Source organism: Actinosynnema sp. NPDC091369 (assembly GCF_044757065.1).
Taxonomy (GTDB): domain Bacteria; phylum Actinomycetota; class Actinomycetes; order Mycobacteriales; family Pseudonocardiaceae; genus Actinosynnema.
On sequence record NZ_JBIVUG010000007.1, the window covers coordinates 180135 to 194177 of the forward strand.

The 14043-nt window shown below is 73.8% G+C and carries 16 protein-coding genes; 6 read left to right on the forward strand and 10 right to left on the reverse strand.

Annotation, left to right across the window (positions count from 1 at the left end):
- Positions 1-20 precede the first annotated feature (20 nt).
- Genes ACIQMJ_RS26895 through ACIQMJ_RS26920 form a run of 6 tightly spaced genes read right to left on the reverse strand, consistent with a single transcriptional unit; the run spans position 21 to position 4677 of the window.
- Positions 21-1574 carry a WXG100 family type VII secretion target gene (locus ACIQMJ_RS26895; protein WP_499763764.1) on the reverse strand — a complete coding sequence of 518 codons (1554 nt, stop codon included), beginning with the start codon at positions 1572-1574 and terminating at the stop codon, positions 21-23.
- Positions 1571-1876, reverse strand: coding sequence for a type VII secretion target (locus ACIQMJ_RS26900; RefSeq protein WP_499763765.1), 306 nt, complete (start codon positions 1874-1876; stop codon positions 1571-1573). Before ACIQMJ_RS26900 ends, ACIQMJ_RS26895 begins: the two co-directional genes overlap by 4 nt.
- Positions 1873-2292, reverse strand: a complete 420-nt coding sequence (locus ACIQMJ_RS26905) for a YbaB/EbfC family nucleoid-associated protein (RefSeq protein ID WP_499763766.1) — start codon at positions 2290-2292, stop codon at positions 1873-1875. The genes ACIQMJ_RS26900 and ACIQMJ_RS26905 overlap by 4 nt, the downstream gene beginning before the upstream one ends.
- Positions 2289-3110, reverse strand: coding sequence for an ESX secretion-associated protein EspG (locus tag ACIQMJ_RS26910; RefSeq protein WP_499763767.1), 822 nt, complete (start codon positions 3108-3110; stop codon positions 2289-2291). The genes ACIQMJ_RS26905 and ACIQMJ_RS26910 overlap by 4 nt, the downstream gene beginning before the upstream one ends.
- Entirely contained in the window at positions 3107-3484 is a 378-nt protein-coding gene (locus ACIQMJ_RS26915) for a hypothetical protein (protein ID WP_499763768.1), read from the reverse strand. The genes ACIQMJ_RS26910 and ACIQMJ_RS26915 overlap by 4 nt, the downstream gene beginning before the upstream one ends.
- A 35-nt stretch (positions 3485-3519) precedes the next feature.
- Positions 3520-4677: a WXG100 family type VII secretion target gene (locus tag ACIQMJ_RS26920; protein WP_499763769.1), complete on the reverse strand. Its 1158-nt coding sequence runs from the start codon at positions 4675-4677 to the stop codon at positions 3520-3522.
- A 382-nt stretch (positions 4678-5059) separates the two neighbouring features.
- On the opposite strand from ACIQMJ_RS26920, the gene ACIQMJ_RS26925 reads away from it, so the two are divergent.
- The 4 genes from ACIQMJ_RS26925 (at position 5060) to ACIQMJ_RS26940 (ending at position 6871) form a co-directional block, all read left to right on the forward strand.
- Positions 5060-5554 (forward strand): RNA polymerase sigma factor, encoded by a 495-nt coding sequence (locus ACIQMJ_RS26925; protein ID WP_499763770.1) that lies wholly within the window; start codon positions 5060-5062, stop codon positions 5552-5554.
- A 299-nt stretch (positions 5555-5853) separates the two neighbouring features.
- Positions 5854-6159, forward strand: coding sequence for a WhiB family transcriptional regulator (locus ACIQMJ_RS26930; RefSeq protein ID WP_499763920.1), 306 nt, complete (start codon positions 5854-5856; stop codon positions 6157-6159).
- 5 nt (positions 6160-6164) lie between these two features.
- Positions 6165-6437, forward strand: a complete 273-nt coding sequence (locus tag ACIQMJ_RS26935) for a hypothetical protein (protein ID WP_499763771.1) — start codon at positions 6165-6167, stop codon at positions 6435-6437.
- A gap of 170 nt (positions 6438-6607) precedes the next feature.
- Positions 6608-6871: a hypothetical protein gene (locus ACIQMJ_RS26940; RefSeq protein ID WP_499763772.1), complete on the forward strand. Its 264-nt coding sequence runs from the start codon at positions 6608-6610 to the stop codon at positions 6869-6871.
- Between the two features lie 70 nt (positions 6872-6941).
- On the opposite strand, the gene ACIQMJ_RS26945 is transcribed toward ACIQMJ_RS26940, so the two are convergent.
- The 4 genes from ACIQMJ_RS26945 to ACIQMJ_RS26960 all read right to left on the reverse strand — a co-directional run bounded on the left by ACIQMJ_RS26945 (position 6942) and on the right by ACIQMJ_RS26960 (position 11841).
- Positions 6942-8258, reverse strand: a complete 1317-nt coding sequence (locus tag ACIQMJ_RS26945) for a family 2 encapsulin nanocompartment cargo protein terpene cyclase (RefSeq protein ID WP_499763773.1) — start codon at positions 8256-8258, stop codon at positions 6942-6944.
- A complete protein-coding gene (locus tag ACIQMJ_RS26950; RefSeq protein ID WP_499763774.1) occupies positions 8255-9115 on the reverse strand; it encodes a geranyl diphosphate 2-C-methyltransferase in 861 nt (286 codons plus the stop codon). Before ACIQMJ_RS26950 ends, ACIQMJ_RS26945 begins: the two co-directional genes overlap by 4 nt.
- Complete coding sequence (locus tag ACIQMJ_RS26955; RefSeq protein WP_499763775.1) at positions 9112-9870, reverse strand: cyclic nucleotide-binding domain-containing protein; 759 nt, start codon at positions 9868-9870, stop codon at positions 9112-9114. Before ACIQMJ_RS26955 ends, ACIQMJ_RS26950 begins: the two co-directional genes overlap by 4 nt.
- A 945-nt stretch (positions 9871-10815) precedes the next feature.
- Positions 10816-11841 carry a saccharopine dehydrogenase family protein gene (locus ACIQMJ_RS26960; protein ID WP_499763776.1) on the reverse strand — a complete coding sequence of 342 codons (1026 nt, stop codon included), beginning with the start codon at positions 11839-11841 and terminating at the stop codon, positions 10816-10818.
- A gap of 71 nt (positions 11842-11912) precedes the next feature.
- On the opposite strand from ACIQMJ_RS26960, the gene ACIQMJ_RS26965 reads away from it, so the two are divergent.
- Positions 11913-12857, forward strand: a complete 945-nt coding sequence (locus ACIQMJ_RS26965; RefSeq protein ID WP_499763777.1) for a GlxA family transcriptional regulator — start codon at positions 11913-11915, stop codon at positions 12855-12857.
- Between the two features lie 188 nt (positions 12858-13045).
- Positions 13046-13801, forward strand: coding sequence for a class I SAM-dependent methyltransferase (locus ACIQMJ_RS26970; protein ID WP_499763778.1), 756 nt, complete (start codon positions 13046-13048; stop codon positions 13799-13801).
- The last annotated feature ends 242 nt before the right edge of the window (positions 13802-14043 follow it).

Sequence of the window (14043 nt, forward strand, 5' to 3'; positions counted from 1 at the left end):
GCTCTCCTGGCGTGGACGGGTCACCGGTTCTGGGGCGGCTCGGACACCGGCGTCGCCTCGAGCGCGCCGTTCTCGCCCAACCGCCAGACCACCTTGGCCGGACGCGGCTCGGCCTCCTGCGGCGCGGGCGGCGCCTGGACGGGCCACTCGTCGGCCTCCGGCGCGGCGGGGCCACCGATGACGCCGGCGTCGCCCACGACACCCCGGTCACCGGCCGCGAACGTGTCACCGTCGGCGTTGACCTCGTAGCGGCGCTGGTGGTCGGTGTCGTCGGCGCCCGCGCCCCGGGCGGCGAGGGGCATGGACAGCGGCATCATCGGCATCCCGGCCGACGAGGTGCCGCCACCGGTGGTGGCGGTGGACGGTTGGTTCGCGGCCTGTTCCTTCGGCGCGCCCACGCCGGTGGAGCCGCCGGCGGCCAGGCGGTTCGGCGTGCGGGCGCCCGACGTGCCGGTGTTGGACCAGGCGGCCATCGGGGCCACGCCGCCGAGCGGCGTCGTGCCCGTGCCGAGGGAGGACGTGGTGGTGGACGGCAGGCCGAGGCTGGGACTCGGCGTGCTCGGCGCGGACGGCGCGCCGACGGCGGTCGTGGTGCCGGCGGGGAGCGACGCGGGCCGGTCGGTGTCGCCGGGCGTGCCGGCCGTCGTGGCGGTCGGGTCGGTTCCGGCGGACGTCGCCGCCTGGCCGGCTTCGGCGGACGTGGGGGTGGCTTCGGTCGCGGGGTCGTCGGTGGCGGCGGGTCGGTCCTCGTCGGTGGCCGTTCCCCCGCCCGGTTCCAACGACTCCGGTGAAGCGCCGCCGGTGGCCGGCGTGTCGCCGCCGCTGCCCTGGGCGAGCTTGGCCAGCTTCTGGAGGAGCTGGACGACCGCGTCCACGATCGTCAGCACCATGGTGACGAGCTTCATCAGGTTCGCGGCGTTGGCCAGCAGGTTGGCCATGACCTTCGCGATCTCCGCGCCGCACTCGTTGGCGATGACGACGCACTTCGCGATCGCCTCCGGAATGCTCGCGCCCATCGTCAACGGGGCGCGGGCGATGCCGTCCGCCATCACCGGGACCATCTTGCCGACCGCCTCGCCGATGAGCCGGACGATCTCGGCGAGCGCCTTGACCACTTCCTCGCCCGCGCCCGAGATCGCGCCGGCGATAGTCTTCGCCGCGTCGGAGATCGCCGTGACGCCCTCGGCGAACTGAGCGCTGGTGACCCGGTGCTCGTCCGCGGCCTCACCGGTCCACCCGCTGGTCTCGGTGGTGCCGGTCTGGCGGAGGGTGTCGGCGAGCGCCCGGATGTCCGTGGCCGCGGTCGCCATGCCCTGGACCGGGGAGCTCACCGCGCCCGAGTCGCCGCGGAACTGGTCCAGTGGCTTGGCCAGGAACGACACGTGCGGGGTCAGCATCCCCACACCCGAGCTGCTCAACGTGGCCAGCGGGTTGGGCGACGAGATCAGCGCGCCGAAGTCGGCCGGTGCGGGCAGGCCGGCCAACCGGCCGGTGGACCACCGGGAGTCGCGCACCGCGGTGGACACCTCGGCGAGCTCGGCCAGCAGCTGGGTCGTCGTCTTGTCGGCGCTCATCGGTCGTACTCCCGGACGAGGTGGTCGGCGGAGTTCTCGTCGGTGCGCTGGTAGCCGTCGGCGGTGCGGCGGATCCCGACGCTCATCGTGTCCACCGCGGCGGACACGGCGCCGATCGCGGCGTTGGCCTGCCCGACCGCGCCGGACAACCCGGCGGTGAGGGACTGGGCGAAGCTGCCGAGCGCGCCGTCGGCCACGCGGTCGGGCGCGCGACCGGACACCCCGGACAGCTGGTCTGCGATGCCGGCGACCGTGGTGGCGTGCCACCGCAGCTGCTCGACGTCGACGTCGAAACCGCTCATTCTCCTCGTACCTCCGGGTTCTCGAAGTAGTCGTCCTCGTCCGCGGCGGACCGGCGGGGACGGCGGCCGGTGTCCGCGGTCTCGGCCGGCAGGTGCGCCTTGACCAGGTCCAGCGCCGCGCTCGGGCCGACGAAGTCGGTCATGATCTCGGTGATCTGCCCCGCGGCCGACCGCTGTGCCGCCTTGGCGGTCGCCACGATCAGGTCGGCCAGCGCGTCGGGTTCGAGCGCGCGGGCGTGCGCGGTCAGCCGCAGCCGCTCCAGCGCGCCGCTCACGCCGACCCACGCCTCGACCTCGCCCCGTGGTGCGACGGCGTGCCCGCCGACCTGGCGCAGCCGGGCGTTCGCCCGCACCGCGCCGTCCACCGCGCCGGCCAGCTCCCGTTGGTAGTCGGCCAGCCACTGCTCTGCGCTCACTGTCGTTCCTCTCCTGTTCCCGGTTCCGCGCCACCGCCGGTGAGCTGGTGGATGAAGCGGTGGATGTCCTTGGGGTGCAGCGGGTTCACGCTCACCCACCCGTCGCGGCCGTGGTCGACCCGGACCCGCCCGGACGGACCGTCCAACCAGGACAGCTCGTGGGTGCGCCGGCCGGCGACGGTCCCGCCGAGCTGTCCCCGGCCGGTCACCGCCGGCAGCAGGTCGGCCAGCCGGTCCAGCTCGTCGGGATCACCGCCGGCAGCCACGGTCGTCGCCCGCAGCCCGTCCCGCGTGACGCCCCGCGCCTGGCCCGCCGCGGCCACGGCACCGGCGTCCAGCGAGATCGGCACCACGAGCGCGCCGGGCAGCCTGGGCACGTCCCGGTACACCGCGTCGGCCAGCTCGTCCCAGGCCAGGCGGGTGACCGCCACGGGGTTGGCGTGCCCGCGGGTCAACGTCTGCCGGCACACCAGCGCCGCCGACCCGTGCCGCAGCGCCAGCACGCCGACCGGCCCGCCGTCGACCCCGGTCACGACCAGGTCGACCGTGCTCCGCCGGGCGCGCAGCGCTGCCACCAGCTCGGCGGCCACGCCGAGCGGCCCGGTGTCGTCTGCGAGGCCGCGCGCGGTCAGCGTCGCGCCCGCCATGGCCAGCACCGCGGCGCGTTCCGCGGCCGTCCGCCCGTAGCACGGCACCCGCACCGGGTACGGCATCCGCACGCCGGCGTGCGTGGTGAGCAGGTCGAGCTCGGCGAGCCCGAGGTGGGCGGTGCGGGAGCGGCCGGCGAACTCGTCGACCGGGTGCTCGGTCGCGATCACGGGAGCAACCTCCCCGCCACGTCCTTGGCCGCGTCGAGCACGGTCGTCGCGGTGTCCAGCGTGGCCGACACGGTCTCGTCGAGGTCCACGTAGCCGGACAGCGCCGAGACCAGCGACCGGTGGTAGTCCCGCAGGTGGCGTTCCGCGGCGCCCAGCTCGCCGGTCAGCCCGACCTCGCCCGCGGTGGCGCGCAGCCGGTCGGCCAGCACCAGCGCGAACGGCGAGGTGCCCAGCAGCGGCGGTCGCTGCCCGAGCCGCTCGGCGGAGGCCAGCAGCTCCCGGACCGCGTCCGCGACCTCACCGAGCGTCTTGACCAGCGCGTTCAGCTCCTCGGGCGCGACCACGTAGCCGCGCCCGGAGTCCTCGTCCGGCATGTCGTCTCCCCCTGTCCGTGCGTGCGCCTGGCCGGTCATTCGCCGATGATCGGTTTGCTGGGGATCCGGTCGTCGTCGAACAGACCCCGGACGACGTTCGGTTGCTGCCGCTTGTGGTCCCTGTCGCCGTCCGACCTCGTCATCGGCGTCATGAACGGCGCGAACCCCGCGCCGACGGCACCGCCCGGCCCGCGACCGGACGCCTGGAGGTGGTGCACGGCGTTGAGCAGCGAAGGCGTGCCGGCTCCGGGAGGGACGGCGAGCCGACCGGTCGCGCCGCCGTGGTCGGGCGCCCCGCCGTGGGTGAGCTGGGACCACGGCACGCCGCCGCCGGCGCTGCCACCGCCACCGCCGGGCACGCCCGGAGCGGCAGCACCCGGCGTGGAGCCGGCCGCGGTCGTCACGCCGCCCAGGTCACCCTGCCCCACCGCGGCCTCGACCGGCGGCGTGATCAGCGCGTCGCTGCCGTGCAGGCTCGACTCGTAGCCGCGCATCACCTCCTCGGCCCGCGACTTGGCGGAGCCGGAGAGGAAGTCGGCGTCGAACATGCTCGTACCGCCGGTGAACACGGCCCCGACCGCGAACACCACGCCGTCGTTCCCGGTCGCGGCGGTGCCGCCGGGCGGCGGCACCGCGTCGGGGCCGTCGCCCGCCGCGGTCAGCGGTGGTTGTCCGGGCGGCGGGGGCATGGTGTTCCGGGCGAGCGCGAGCGCGTCCGCCGAGTCCTGCGCGGCCTGCCGGACCTGGCGGGCCCGCGCGCCGATGGCGCCGACGAGCCCGGCCAGCTGGTCGATCCGCTCGGTCGCCCGTTCCGCCGCCCGGCCCTGCCAGTTGGCGGTCAGCGCCGCGCGCTGCTCGCGCAACGTCTCGGCGTGGCCGGTCAGGGCGTCGGCGTGGCGACCCCACTCGGCGGCGATCTCGCTGACGCCGCCCACGTCCGCCTGCTCCCGCAGCATCCGGTACAGCTCTTCGTGGCTGTAGGCCGCCCAGTTGGTCGGCCCGGCCGAGGCCGCCGCGGCCACGCCGGTCGGGTCGGTCGGGTACCGGGTGCCCGCCAGCGCGGCGGTCAGGGCGGCGACGACGGCCTGCCCGGCGACGTCGATCTCCGTGAGCATCGCCGTGATGGCGTCGGTCATCTCCGCCACCCCCGCGGAGACCTCGCCCGCCATCGCCGCGACCGGGTCGTCGATCATTCGTGCGCTCCCACCAGTTCGTCGGGGCTTGTGGCCACCGATGCTCGGCCCACCGGGGAGGCCATCACCAGGCCATCCCGAGGCCATCGACCGGCCACGCATGTCCGGTGCCTCCGACCTGCGCGAACTGCCACCGGCCGCGGCCCTGCGGACCTCGTCCGGCCACCGGCCGCGCGCCGGACCCGGCTGGGACGAACGAGTGAAGTCCCGCGGCCCCCTGGACGAACCGGCCCGGCGCGACGGCATTGGGGGTGAACGGTGGACGACAGCCGGTCGAACGCGGTGGGTGATGGTGGGTGAGGTGGTCGTGACCAGCATGAGCACTTGTCCGCACGCGAGCTGCGCGTGTCCGCGTGACGCTCCGGCCTGCCGGGACCGGAAGTTGCCGGACACGTGGTTCGCGGAGTTCCACCGCGCGCACCGCGTGAACTTCCTCAAGTACCTGGCGCTGCACGGGCTGACCCGGCACGACGCCGAGGACGTCGTCAGCGACGCCTTCCTGGTCCTGTACCGGGCGCGAACCCCGCTGCGGGCCGCGCGGTCCCCGGAGGCGTTCGCCTTCAAGGTCCTGCGGGACTCGCTCGTCGACTTCCGGCGCAAGCGCAGCAGGCAACCGGTGCCGGTGGCGGAGCAGGTCGACGGGTGGACCGCGCCCGACGACGTGGCCGGTCTCGTGGCCCGGCTCGACTTCCAGCGGATGCTCGACCGGCTGACGCCCCGCCAGGCCGAGTGCCTGGAGATGCACGTCCTGCTCGGCGAGGACGTCGCGGAGATCGGCCGGTACCTGGGGATCAGCCCGTCCGCCGTCCACTCCCACCTGTCCGACGCACGACGACGACTCGCGGAGCACGGCGACCGCCGGAAGGAGGAGCGGTGAACATCGACGACACGCTGCGACGCGTCGCGGCCGACCTGGACGCGCGTTACGCCGGCTACGACCTGGACGCGGCGCAGGAGGACCTGGAGAACCGCATCCACGCCGTCGAGTCGGCCGGTCAGGGAGCGCCCCGACGGCCGGCCGCCCCGAGCAGGTCCGCGGTCGGAGCCGAGGCGGCCGGGGCGCGGATGGCGCCCGCGGAGCTCACCGACCTGCTGGTCGCCGTCGCCGTCGACCTCACGGAGGACCCGTCCGCGGGGGTCGAGGGATGGGGCCCCCGGCTGCCCACCGCGACCCTCGTGCGCCCGCCGGCACCGCCGGACGACTGGCGAACGCGCGCGTCCTGCCGCGACGAGGAGCCGGACCAGCTCTTCGCCCGCGGCGCCGGGCAGCGCAGGGCGAAACTCCTCTGCGTCGGGTGCCCGGTGCGGACCGAGTGCCTGGCGGAGGCGCTGGACAACCGGATCGGCTTCGGCGTGTGGGGCGGCATGACGGAGCGGGAGCGGCGGGCGCTGCTGCGCCGCAGGCCGGACGTCACGTCGTGGCGGGAGCTGCTCGACCGCGCGCGGCAGGAGCCCGGCACCGACGACGCGGCGGCGAGGTGAGGACGGTGGCCACCACTCCCGCCCGCCGCCCGGAGCGCCCGGTGCACGGCCTGATCGGCTACGTCCTGGCCGACGACCAGCGCACCCGCAACGCGTTGTCGCTGCTGCGCTGGACGCTCGGCGGCGCCGTGCTGGCCGTCGCGGTCATCGCCGCCGCCCTCGCGGTCCTCGCCGTCCACGCCCCCGGCGCGGCCTGGTGGTGCGGCGGGGCGTCGGGACTCGCCGCGGGTGGCGCGGCCGTGGTCACCCGACGCGGTCGTGCCCGCCGCCGGCGGTGACATCACGAGCCGTTCATCGGCACAGCACGTGATGTCCGCGGACGCGATTTTCACGGATCGGGGGAAATCGCGGTGCGGAGGTTTGATCCCCCCGCGCTGTGGTGGCGGGCTCGACGGGTGGTGCGTGTACTGAGTGCCGTCACACCGGACGAGCTGTGTTGGGAGACATCGTGGGATCACTGTTGTCGAAGGGCCTGGTAGTGGGTGCCGCTTTCGCGTTGGCCGGGGCTTTCACGCCCATGTCGGCGTACGCGGTCACCGCGCCGCGCGACTTCGGCCACTGCATGGACATCGCGATCGACCACGACGCCGATGCTTGGGTCGCCCACGACGCCTGTGACTCGGACACCCTCACCGGCTGCTATCGCGTCTTCTACCAGCAGTACGGCCGGCAGGAGTGGGCGTTGCAAGCCTGTCAGGCCCGCACCGAGTAACCACCACGAGCGCTCGGCGGGCGGGCCGCGGCCCGCCCGCCGGCGGAAGAACCTCGCGGTCACCTACCGGTCAGGACCTGGTCCGGTAGCGCGGGTTGGTGTTGTGCCACTCGAAGCCGCCGCCCATCCAGGCGCGCAGGCCGCGCAGGAACCGCTGGAGTTCCGGTGACGGCACGACCGCCAGTTCCTCGTGCAGCTCCTCGAAGTCGTGGACGAACTCGTTGTGCAGCGCCACGGTGGCCTCGGTCGCCTCCTCGATCGAGCAGTTCCGGTCCGCCGCGATCTGCAGGACCATGTTGCAGACGGGGTTCTCGTCCGCCGCGTCCTTGGCCACCGACAACAGGTCGTTGATCAGCACCGACGCGGTGCCGGCCTGCGTGATGGCGCGTCGCACGCGGGGGTCGTAGTAGAGGTTGGCGGGCACCTCGTAGCCCCCGACCGGGTCGATCAGCGTCATCGACGTGGCGAAGGTGTCGTGCTGCCGGGTGGCCAGGTACTTCCACGCCGGCGGGTACTCACCGGTGTACCGCCACGCCGCGTACGTGTTCCAGCTGACGAACATGGTGAAGGTGGAGTAGCAGATCCGCTGCACCTGGGCCGGGGTGCCGGCGCGTTCCAGGTGCTTGACGGCCGACCGCAACGCCACCAGCACCGGTTCGGCGCGCACCGCCTCCTCGAGCGGCTCGTCGAACTCGCCCGCGGGCGCGACCGGGTCCATCGCCGCCATCGCCAGCGCCAGGCGCGGCGGCAGTTCGGCGGGGGTGGCGCCCATGTCGGTGTTGTCCGCGAACAGGTCGTCGGCGGCCCACCACGCGGCGTTGAGCCGGGCGGCGATCAGCAGGTGCTCCGGGTCGTCGCTGTCGGTGTGGGTGAGCACGGCCAGCCGCCCGAAGCCGGCCTTGCGGAGCTGGTCGAGCTCGTCGCCCCGGAAACCGCACTCCTCGCCCCACCGGACGAGCCGGTCGTCCACCTCGTCGGCGAGCGCGTCGTCGACCCGCTCCACCACGGGCACGTAGACCGGGGACGCGGTCCCGTCGCCCCACTCCCGCTCCACGTAGCCGGGGCCGGCCGCGGGAGTGGCCGGCGGGGCGGGCACGGCTTCTGCGGTCCCGGCCGCGAAGTGGGCCGCGAGCCGGGCCGCCGCTGTGCCGAGCCCGGACGGCCCGACCGGAACCGCGCTCGACGGCGCACCGCCCGACAACCCCGCGCCCGACAACCCCGCGCCCGACAACCCCGCGCCCGACAACCCCGCGCCCGACAGCACCGCGCCGGGAAGCCCGCCCGGTGCCAGGCCGGTGGCGAGCAGCCCCGCCGAGAGCGCCTCCACCGGCCGGGCGGGACCGCGTGGCACCCGTCCGGCCGAACCCTGCGTCGCCTCCGCGGTCATCGCACCCGGTCCGCCACGATCAGCAGGTAGTGGAAGCTGCCCTCCCGGTACGCCGTGAGGAACGACTTCTCCACCCCCGTCGCCACCGACGACCGCTCGCGCAGCTCCCAGTACGGGATGGTCTGCGGCGTCAGGTCGACCACCTCGATCGGCACCAGGTTGTTGGCGGTGAGCGCCTTGAAGTACTGGCTGCGCGCGTGGACGCTGCACGTGTAGCGCTCGTCGATCTGGCTCACGGCCTTGGACCGGCCACCGGTCACGTCGTTGTAGCACCCGGTGATGCACACGTACCGCCCGCCGTGGCGCAGCAGCCGGGAGAACTCGCCGAACAGCTCGTGCAGGTCGACGTACATGGTCGTCTCGTTGGTCCAGACGGCGGCGAAGCCACCGGTCTCGAACCCCGTGTCCAGCATGTTCTTGAAGTGGAACGCCACCTTGTCCGCCACACCCCACCGCGCGGCCTGGGCGTTGGCGAAGTCGACCTGCTTCTGCGAGATCGTCACGCCGTCCACCCGGCACCCGAACCGCTGGTGCGCCATCAGGCTGGTGCCACCGCGGCCGGAACCGCCGTCGAGCAGCCGGTCCTCCGGCAGGATCGGGCCCAAGTGGTCGAGCAGCACGTTGGCCTGCGCGCTCTCCAACCGGTGCAGCTCGGCGATGACGCGCGCGTCGCGGGTCTCCTCGGGACCGGACAGCACCGACTCGTCGTACGCGCCGAGGCCGTAGTGGTGGTGGTAGATCCCGTCGACCTCACCGAGCTTGATGTTCACCGGGTCCTGCTCGTTGTTCCAGTACTCCGCGATGGACCGCTGGTAGTCGGTGCGCAGGACGGTGGACGCCGGGGTGGTCGTCGTCATGTGGGGGTTCTCCTTCGGGTTGTTCGTCGGGCGGAGGTGACGCGCTGGGTCCGCGAACGGGTGTTCAGCGGGTGATCTCGACCGTGCTCGTTGCGGTCCTTCCCGCGGTGCGCCACGAACCAGCGGAGTCGGTCGCGCAACGCCTCCGACCGCTCCAGCACCTCGTCGAAGCCGCGCTGCGGCAGCACCAGCGCGGTGCACCGGGTGGCCGCCGTGACGGTGTGGTCCCACGTGCTGCGCGGGTCGGTCAGGCTGTCGTCACCGAAGTGGTCGCCGTCGGCCAGCACGCCCAGCGCGGTCGGGTCGCCGTACTCGCCGACGCCGATCCGGTGCAGCCGGCCGTGCACGACCAGGAACGCCTCGTCCGACAGCGCGCCCGCCCGCACCACGACGTCGCCCGGCTCGTACTCGCGCCGCTCGAACCGGTCCGCCAGGGCGGCCAGCACGTCCGGCTCGTCGAACCCGCGCAGCAGCGGCAGCTCGCCCAGCTCCGCCGGGATGACGGCCGGTCCCGAGCCGGTGTCGACGAACGTGACGCGCCCGTCGCCGACCTCGTGGCTGAGCCGGCGGTTGACCCGGAACACGCCGCCCTTCGGCTCGACCCAGGGCAGCACCCGCAGCAGCCAGCGCGAGGAGATGGCCTGCATCTGCGGCACGGACTTGGTCGTGGTGGCGAGGTTGCGCGCGGCGGCCGGCCCGAGGCTCAGCCGGGTGTGCGGCGGGTCGGGAGCCTCCACCGGTTCCGCGAGAGTCACGAGCACCACCCAATCCACGTCACGGACGATTCGCCGACCACGCGGCCACGACGAATTCGCGCTGCGGATGGTGATTGCGCGGCGCGATTCCGTGGCCCGACCGATTCGACGCTAGCAGCGCGATTCGACCGCGTGAAGTCACCCGAACGAGGAGAAAAGAAGTAGCGACACGGTGTTCCGTGCGAGTGATCCTTCTCCTCGAAACGGTGAATTGTCGAGGCAATACCCACGCTTGAGTAGCACTCGTTCCGGAAAGTGACTATCCGTCTCGAAGATCCGGCATCGCCCGTAAACCTCTGCGGTACGGCACCTATGCCGGTGGTTGGACGGCGCCGACCTTCTCGGCTCCTAGGGTCGTCGGGGGCATCAGAAGCGTTGGGGGACACCGGAAAGCCGGTGTGGCGACGATCTGGTGGGGCGGAGGGGGACGGTCGACGTGTTCGGTCCCGGCAGATGGCGTAACAGGGTTGGACGCGTAGCGACGTTGCTGGGCACGGGCCCGGCAGGAACCCTCCGGTTCCCCCGCGCGCGGATCGGCAGTTCACTGGAGTTCAACGGCACGGCCATCACCAACGGCGAGGGTCCCGCCATCCACGCGGAGTCCGCCCACGTCGGCCACTCGCTCTTCACCCGCGACGCGACCGTCCGCGCCTCTGGCTGCACGTGATCCGACACCACGGGTCCGCCTACCGACCGCAGCCGTACCAGCACCTCGCCGCCCCCGAACGGTCTGCCGGGCAGGACAACATCGCCCGTGAGGTCCTCATCGCGCAACAACACCACATGAGCCGGACCCCGGCCGGTGTCGGTGGCCTGCCGGCGCGGGCCATCCCCCTGTTGTGGGGCGCGCCGGCGGGCTACGGGACAGCTCCGCGCGTGACGCGTCGGGCGCGGTGTGCGGAGCTCCGCCGTACTCGCCACCTCGCCCGGACGGGCCACCTGTCGCTAACCGTGCGACCGGACGGTGATGGCACCGGCGTCGCGGTCCAGAGTGGACAGCACGTCCGTGGCGTCGAACGCCTCGCCGGGCGCCACGGCGCCAGGGCCCCGGGACCGACCGTCGAGGAGGCGGACCGCGCCTTCGACCACGATCGGGGCGCTGACGGCGTAGATGTCGCGGCCGGTGACCGCGGTTCGACGGGTGGTCGTTCCCCAGCGCACGACGACGTCCACGACGAACCGCTGCGCCGAACGCCCTCGCTCGTCGGTCGGCGTCGGCGCCGGGGTGGCGGTGTCGCGGAGGTCGTCGAGCGAGGCGGTGGTGAGGTAGGACCGCAGCTCGCCCACGTCGAGGTGGCGGGCGATCGTGATCACCTCGGAGAACGGCAGCTCCACGACCGCCTGGTCGCCCAGGGGTGACGGGTAGGGCCAGGTGCCCGACGGCGCGGGGCTCTCCAGCTCGGTCAGCTCGCCGCCGCGGATCACCACGCGGGGCGCGGTGTTGCGGTCCCCGGTGATCCGGGTGCCGGCGGTCGGCCACCAGCGGTCCAGGCCGATCGCGACCTCGACCTCGTCGGCGCGCGAGCCGCCGTCGAGCGCGGCGGTGACCACCAGGTCGGCGAGTCCGCCGTAGAAGGCCATGGCCGGGACGACGGCGACGCCCGCGGCCCGCGCGGGGGCGTCGAGGTCGCGGTACAGCGCCCGCACCACCGGCTGCTCGGCGGTGACGTCGAGGTAGTGGGCGCCGGCCCCGACCGCGGCGCGGGCGAGCGGGAGCGCGGTGTCGAGGAACGGCCCGGCGCAGTTGACGACCGCGCCGACACCGGCCACCGCACGCCGGAGCAGGTCCGGGTCCTCGACACCCACGACCCGGCGTTCCAGGTTCGCGTGTCGTGGGGAGAGCGCGGCCAGGCGCTCGGCGCTGCGCCCGGCCACCACGGGGGTCAACCCGCGCCGCAGCAGCTCGTCGACGACGAAGCGCCCCGTGTGACCGGTGGCGCCGTAGACCAGGACTCGATCGTTCGCGTTCACCGGATCATCGTCGGCCGCGACACCGGCCCAGGGCGAGTGTCCGAAACGACGTGCCACGTACAGTATGAGACATGCTCGGGATCGCGCTCGTCCTGCACGGCTCCGCGATGCTCTACGAGATCGCCATCGCCGCCGAGGTCTTCGGCGTGGACCGCTCGGAGCTCTCGCCCACCGGCAGGTGGTACGACCTCGTGGTATCCACCGCCGACGGCGCCCCGCACCCCTGGCTGCCGCACCTGCCCACCACGTCGTACGACGGGATCGCCGAGGTCGACACCGTCCTGGTGCCCTCGTCCGACGACCTGGACGACAACCCCGACCCGGTGCTCCTCGACGCGCTGCGCACGGCCCACGATCGCGGCGCCCGCGTCGCCTCCCTGTGCACCGGCGCGTTCGTCCTGGCCGCGGCCGGGGTGCTCGACGGCCGGGTCGCCACGACGCACTGGCTGCACGCCGACGACCTCGCCCGCCGCTACCCGCACGTCGACGTCCGGCCCGACGTGCTCTACGTCGACGAGGGCGACGTGCTCACGTCGGCCGGCAAGACCGCCGCGCTCGACCTGTGCCTGCACCTGGTGCGCCGCGACCTCGGGGCCGCCGCCGCCAACGGGATCGCGCGGAGGCTCGTGGTGCCCGCCCACCGCAACGGCGGTCAGGCGCAGTTCATCACCCCGCCCCCGGCACCGCGGAGCACCGACGGGCTCGCCTCCGCCCTGGAGTGGGCCCGTGCCCGCCTCGACCAGCCCCTGACCGTGCGCGACCTCGCCGAACGCGCCAACCTCAGCACCCGCCAGCTCGCCCGCCGGATGCGGGCGGAACTCCGGCTCGGGCCGCTGGACTGGCTGCACCACCAGCGCATCGCCCGCGCCCAGGAACTCCTCGAACGCACCGACGCCCCGATCGACCGGATCGCCGCCGGCTCCGGCATGGGGAGCGCCGCCACGCTGCGCCGCCACTTCCACCGCGTCCTCGGCGTCACCCCCACGGCGTACCGGGCGACGTTCCGCCTCGGGTGACACCGGCGGCGGAAAACCGCTCCCCCGATCCGGTCGGCCACTGCTAGCGTCGGGGCAGACCGCTGATCGTGGAGGAAGCCATGGTTGCCCGGGACCTCACACCGGGCCACCGCACCGAGGCCGTGTGACGGCCGGTGCCGCCCGGTGACATCGCCCTGAGAAACCGATGCACCGCAAGGAGCTTCCCCATGTCCGGAAAACCCTCCTCCACCTGGTACGAGGACTTCTTCACCGAACTGCCCAACGAGTTCTGGCGGCGTGCCGTGCCGCCGGAGGTCACCGTCGACGAGATCGACTTCGTCGAGCGACGTCTCGGCCTCGCGCCGCGCTCACGGGTCCTGGACGTGCCGTGCGGCAGCGGGCGGCACAGCCTGGAACTCGCCCGGCGCGGGCACCGCGTGACCGGCGTCGACCTGTCCGCCGAGGCGATCGGGCACGCCCGGCGCGCGGCGGCCAGCCTCGACGTCGACTTCGTCCACGCCGACATGCGGGCGATCCCGCGGGACGGCGGTTTCGACGCCGCGGTGTGCCTCGGCAACAGCTTCGGCTACCTGGAGCTCGACGGCCTGCGGGAGTTCGCCGCCGCGCTGGGCGCCGCCGTGCGACCCGGCGGCGGGCTGGTCGTCGACTTCGCCACGGCGGCCGAGTCGGTCCTGCCCGGCTACCGGGCCGAGCCGCGGACGATGCGGACCGGCGACATCACCGTGCTGGCGACCGGCGAGTACGACGTCGCCGGCAGCCGAATGCTCAGCCGGTACCGCTTCACCCGCGGCGACGAGGAGCTCGACGTGACCGCGATCCACCACGTCCACACGGTGGCGCAGATCGTCGACCTGCTGTCCGACCGCGGTTTCACCGACGTCGGGCTCTTCGGCGGCACGGACGGCGAACCGTTCGGGATCGGGGACGGACGGCTCCTGCTCGTCGCGCGCCGACAGTCCTGAGTGGACGCTCCGGCCGAGTGGCACCCGGCCGGAGCACCGCGGCGGCCGGTGGCCTGCCGCGGAGATCATCGCGGTGGGTGCGCGGACCGCCGACCTCTCCACCCCCCTGACCGAGGCCGGACGGGAGCCGGACGACCGGACCTTTGACGCGGCGGGCGACCCCGATCCCGGCGGAAGACCCGAGACGGCGGCTGGATGCCCTTGACAGGGCGCGGTACGTTCGGGAGCGCTCCCAGAATGTG

Coding starts and splice junctions, on each gene's coding strand:
- ACIQMJ_RS26895 (WP_499763764.1), bottom strand. CDS start 1,574: ATGAGCGCCGACAAGACGACGACCCAGCTGCTGGCCGAGCTCGCCGAG.
- ACIQMJ_RS26900 (WP_499763765.1), bottom strand. CDS start 1,876: ATGAGCGGTTTCGACGTCGACGTCGAGCAGCTGCGGTGGCACGCCACC.
- ACIQMJ_RS26915 (WP_499763768.1), bottom strand. CDS start 3,484: ATGCCGGACGAGGACTCCGGGCGCGGCTACGTGGTCGCGCCCGAGGAG.
- ACIQMJ_RS26920 (WP_499763769.1), bottom strand. CDS start 4,677: ATGATCGACGACCCGGTCGCGGCGATGGCGGGCGAGGTCTCCGCGGGG.
- ACIQMJ_RS26945 (WP_499763773.1), bottom strand. CDS start 8,258: ATGACCGCGGAGGCGACGCAGGGTTCGGCCGGACGGGTGCCACGCGGT.
- ACIQMJ_RS26950 (WP_499763774.1), bottom strand. CDS start 9,115: ATGACGACGACCACCCCGGCGTCCACCGTCCTGCGCACCGACTACCAG.
- ACIQMJ_RS26965 (WP_499763777.1), top strand. CDS start 11,913: ATGCTCGGGATCGCGCTCGTCCTGCACGGCTCCGCGATGCTCTACGAG.
- ACIQMJ_RS26970 (WP_499763778.1), top strand. CDS start 13,046: ATGTCCGGAAAACCCTCCTCCACCTGGTACGAGGACTTCTTCACCGAA.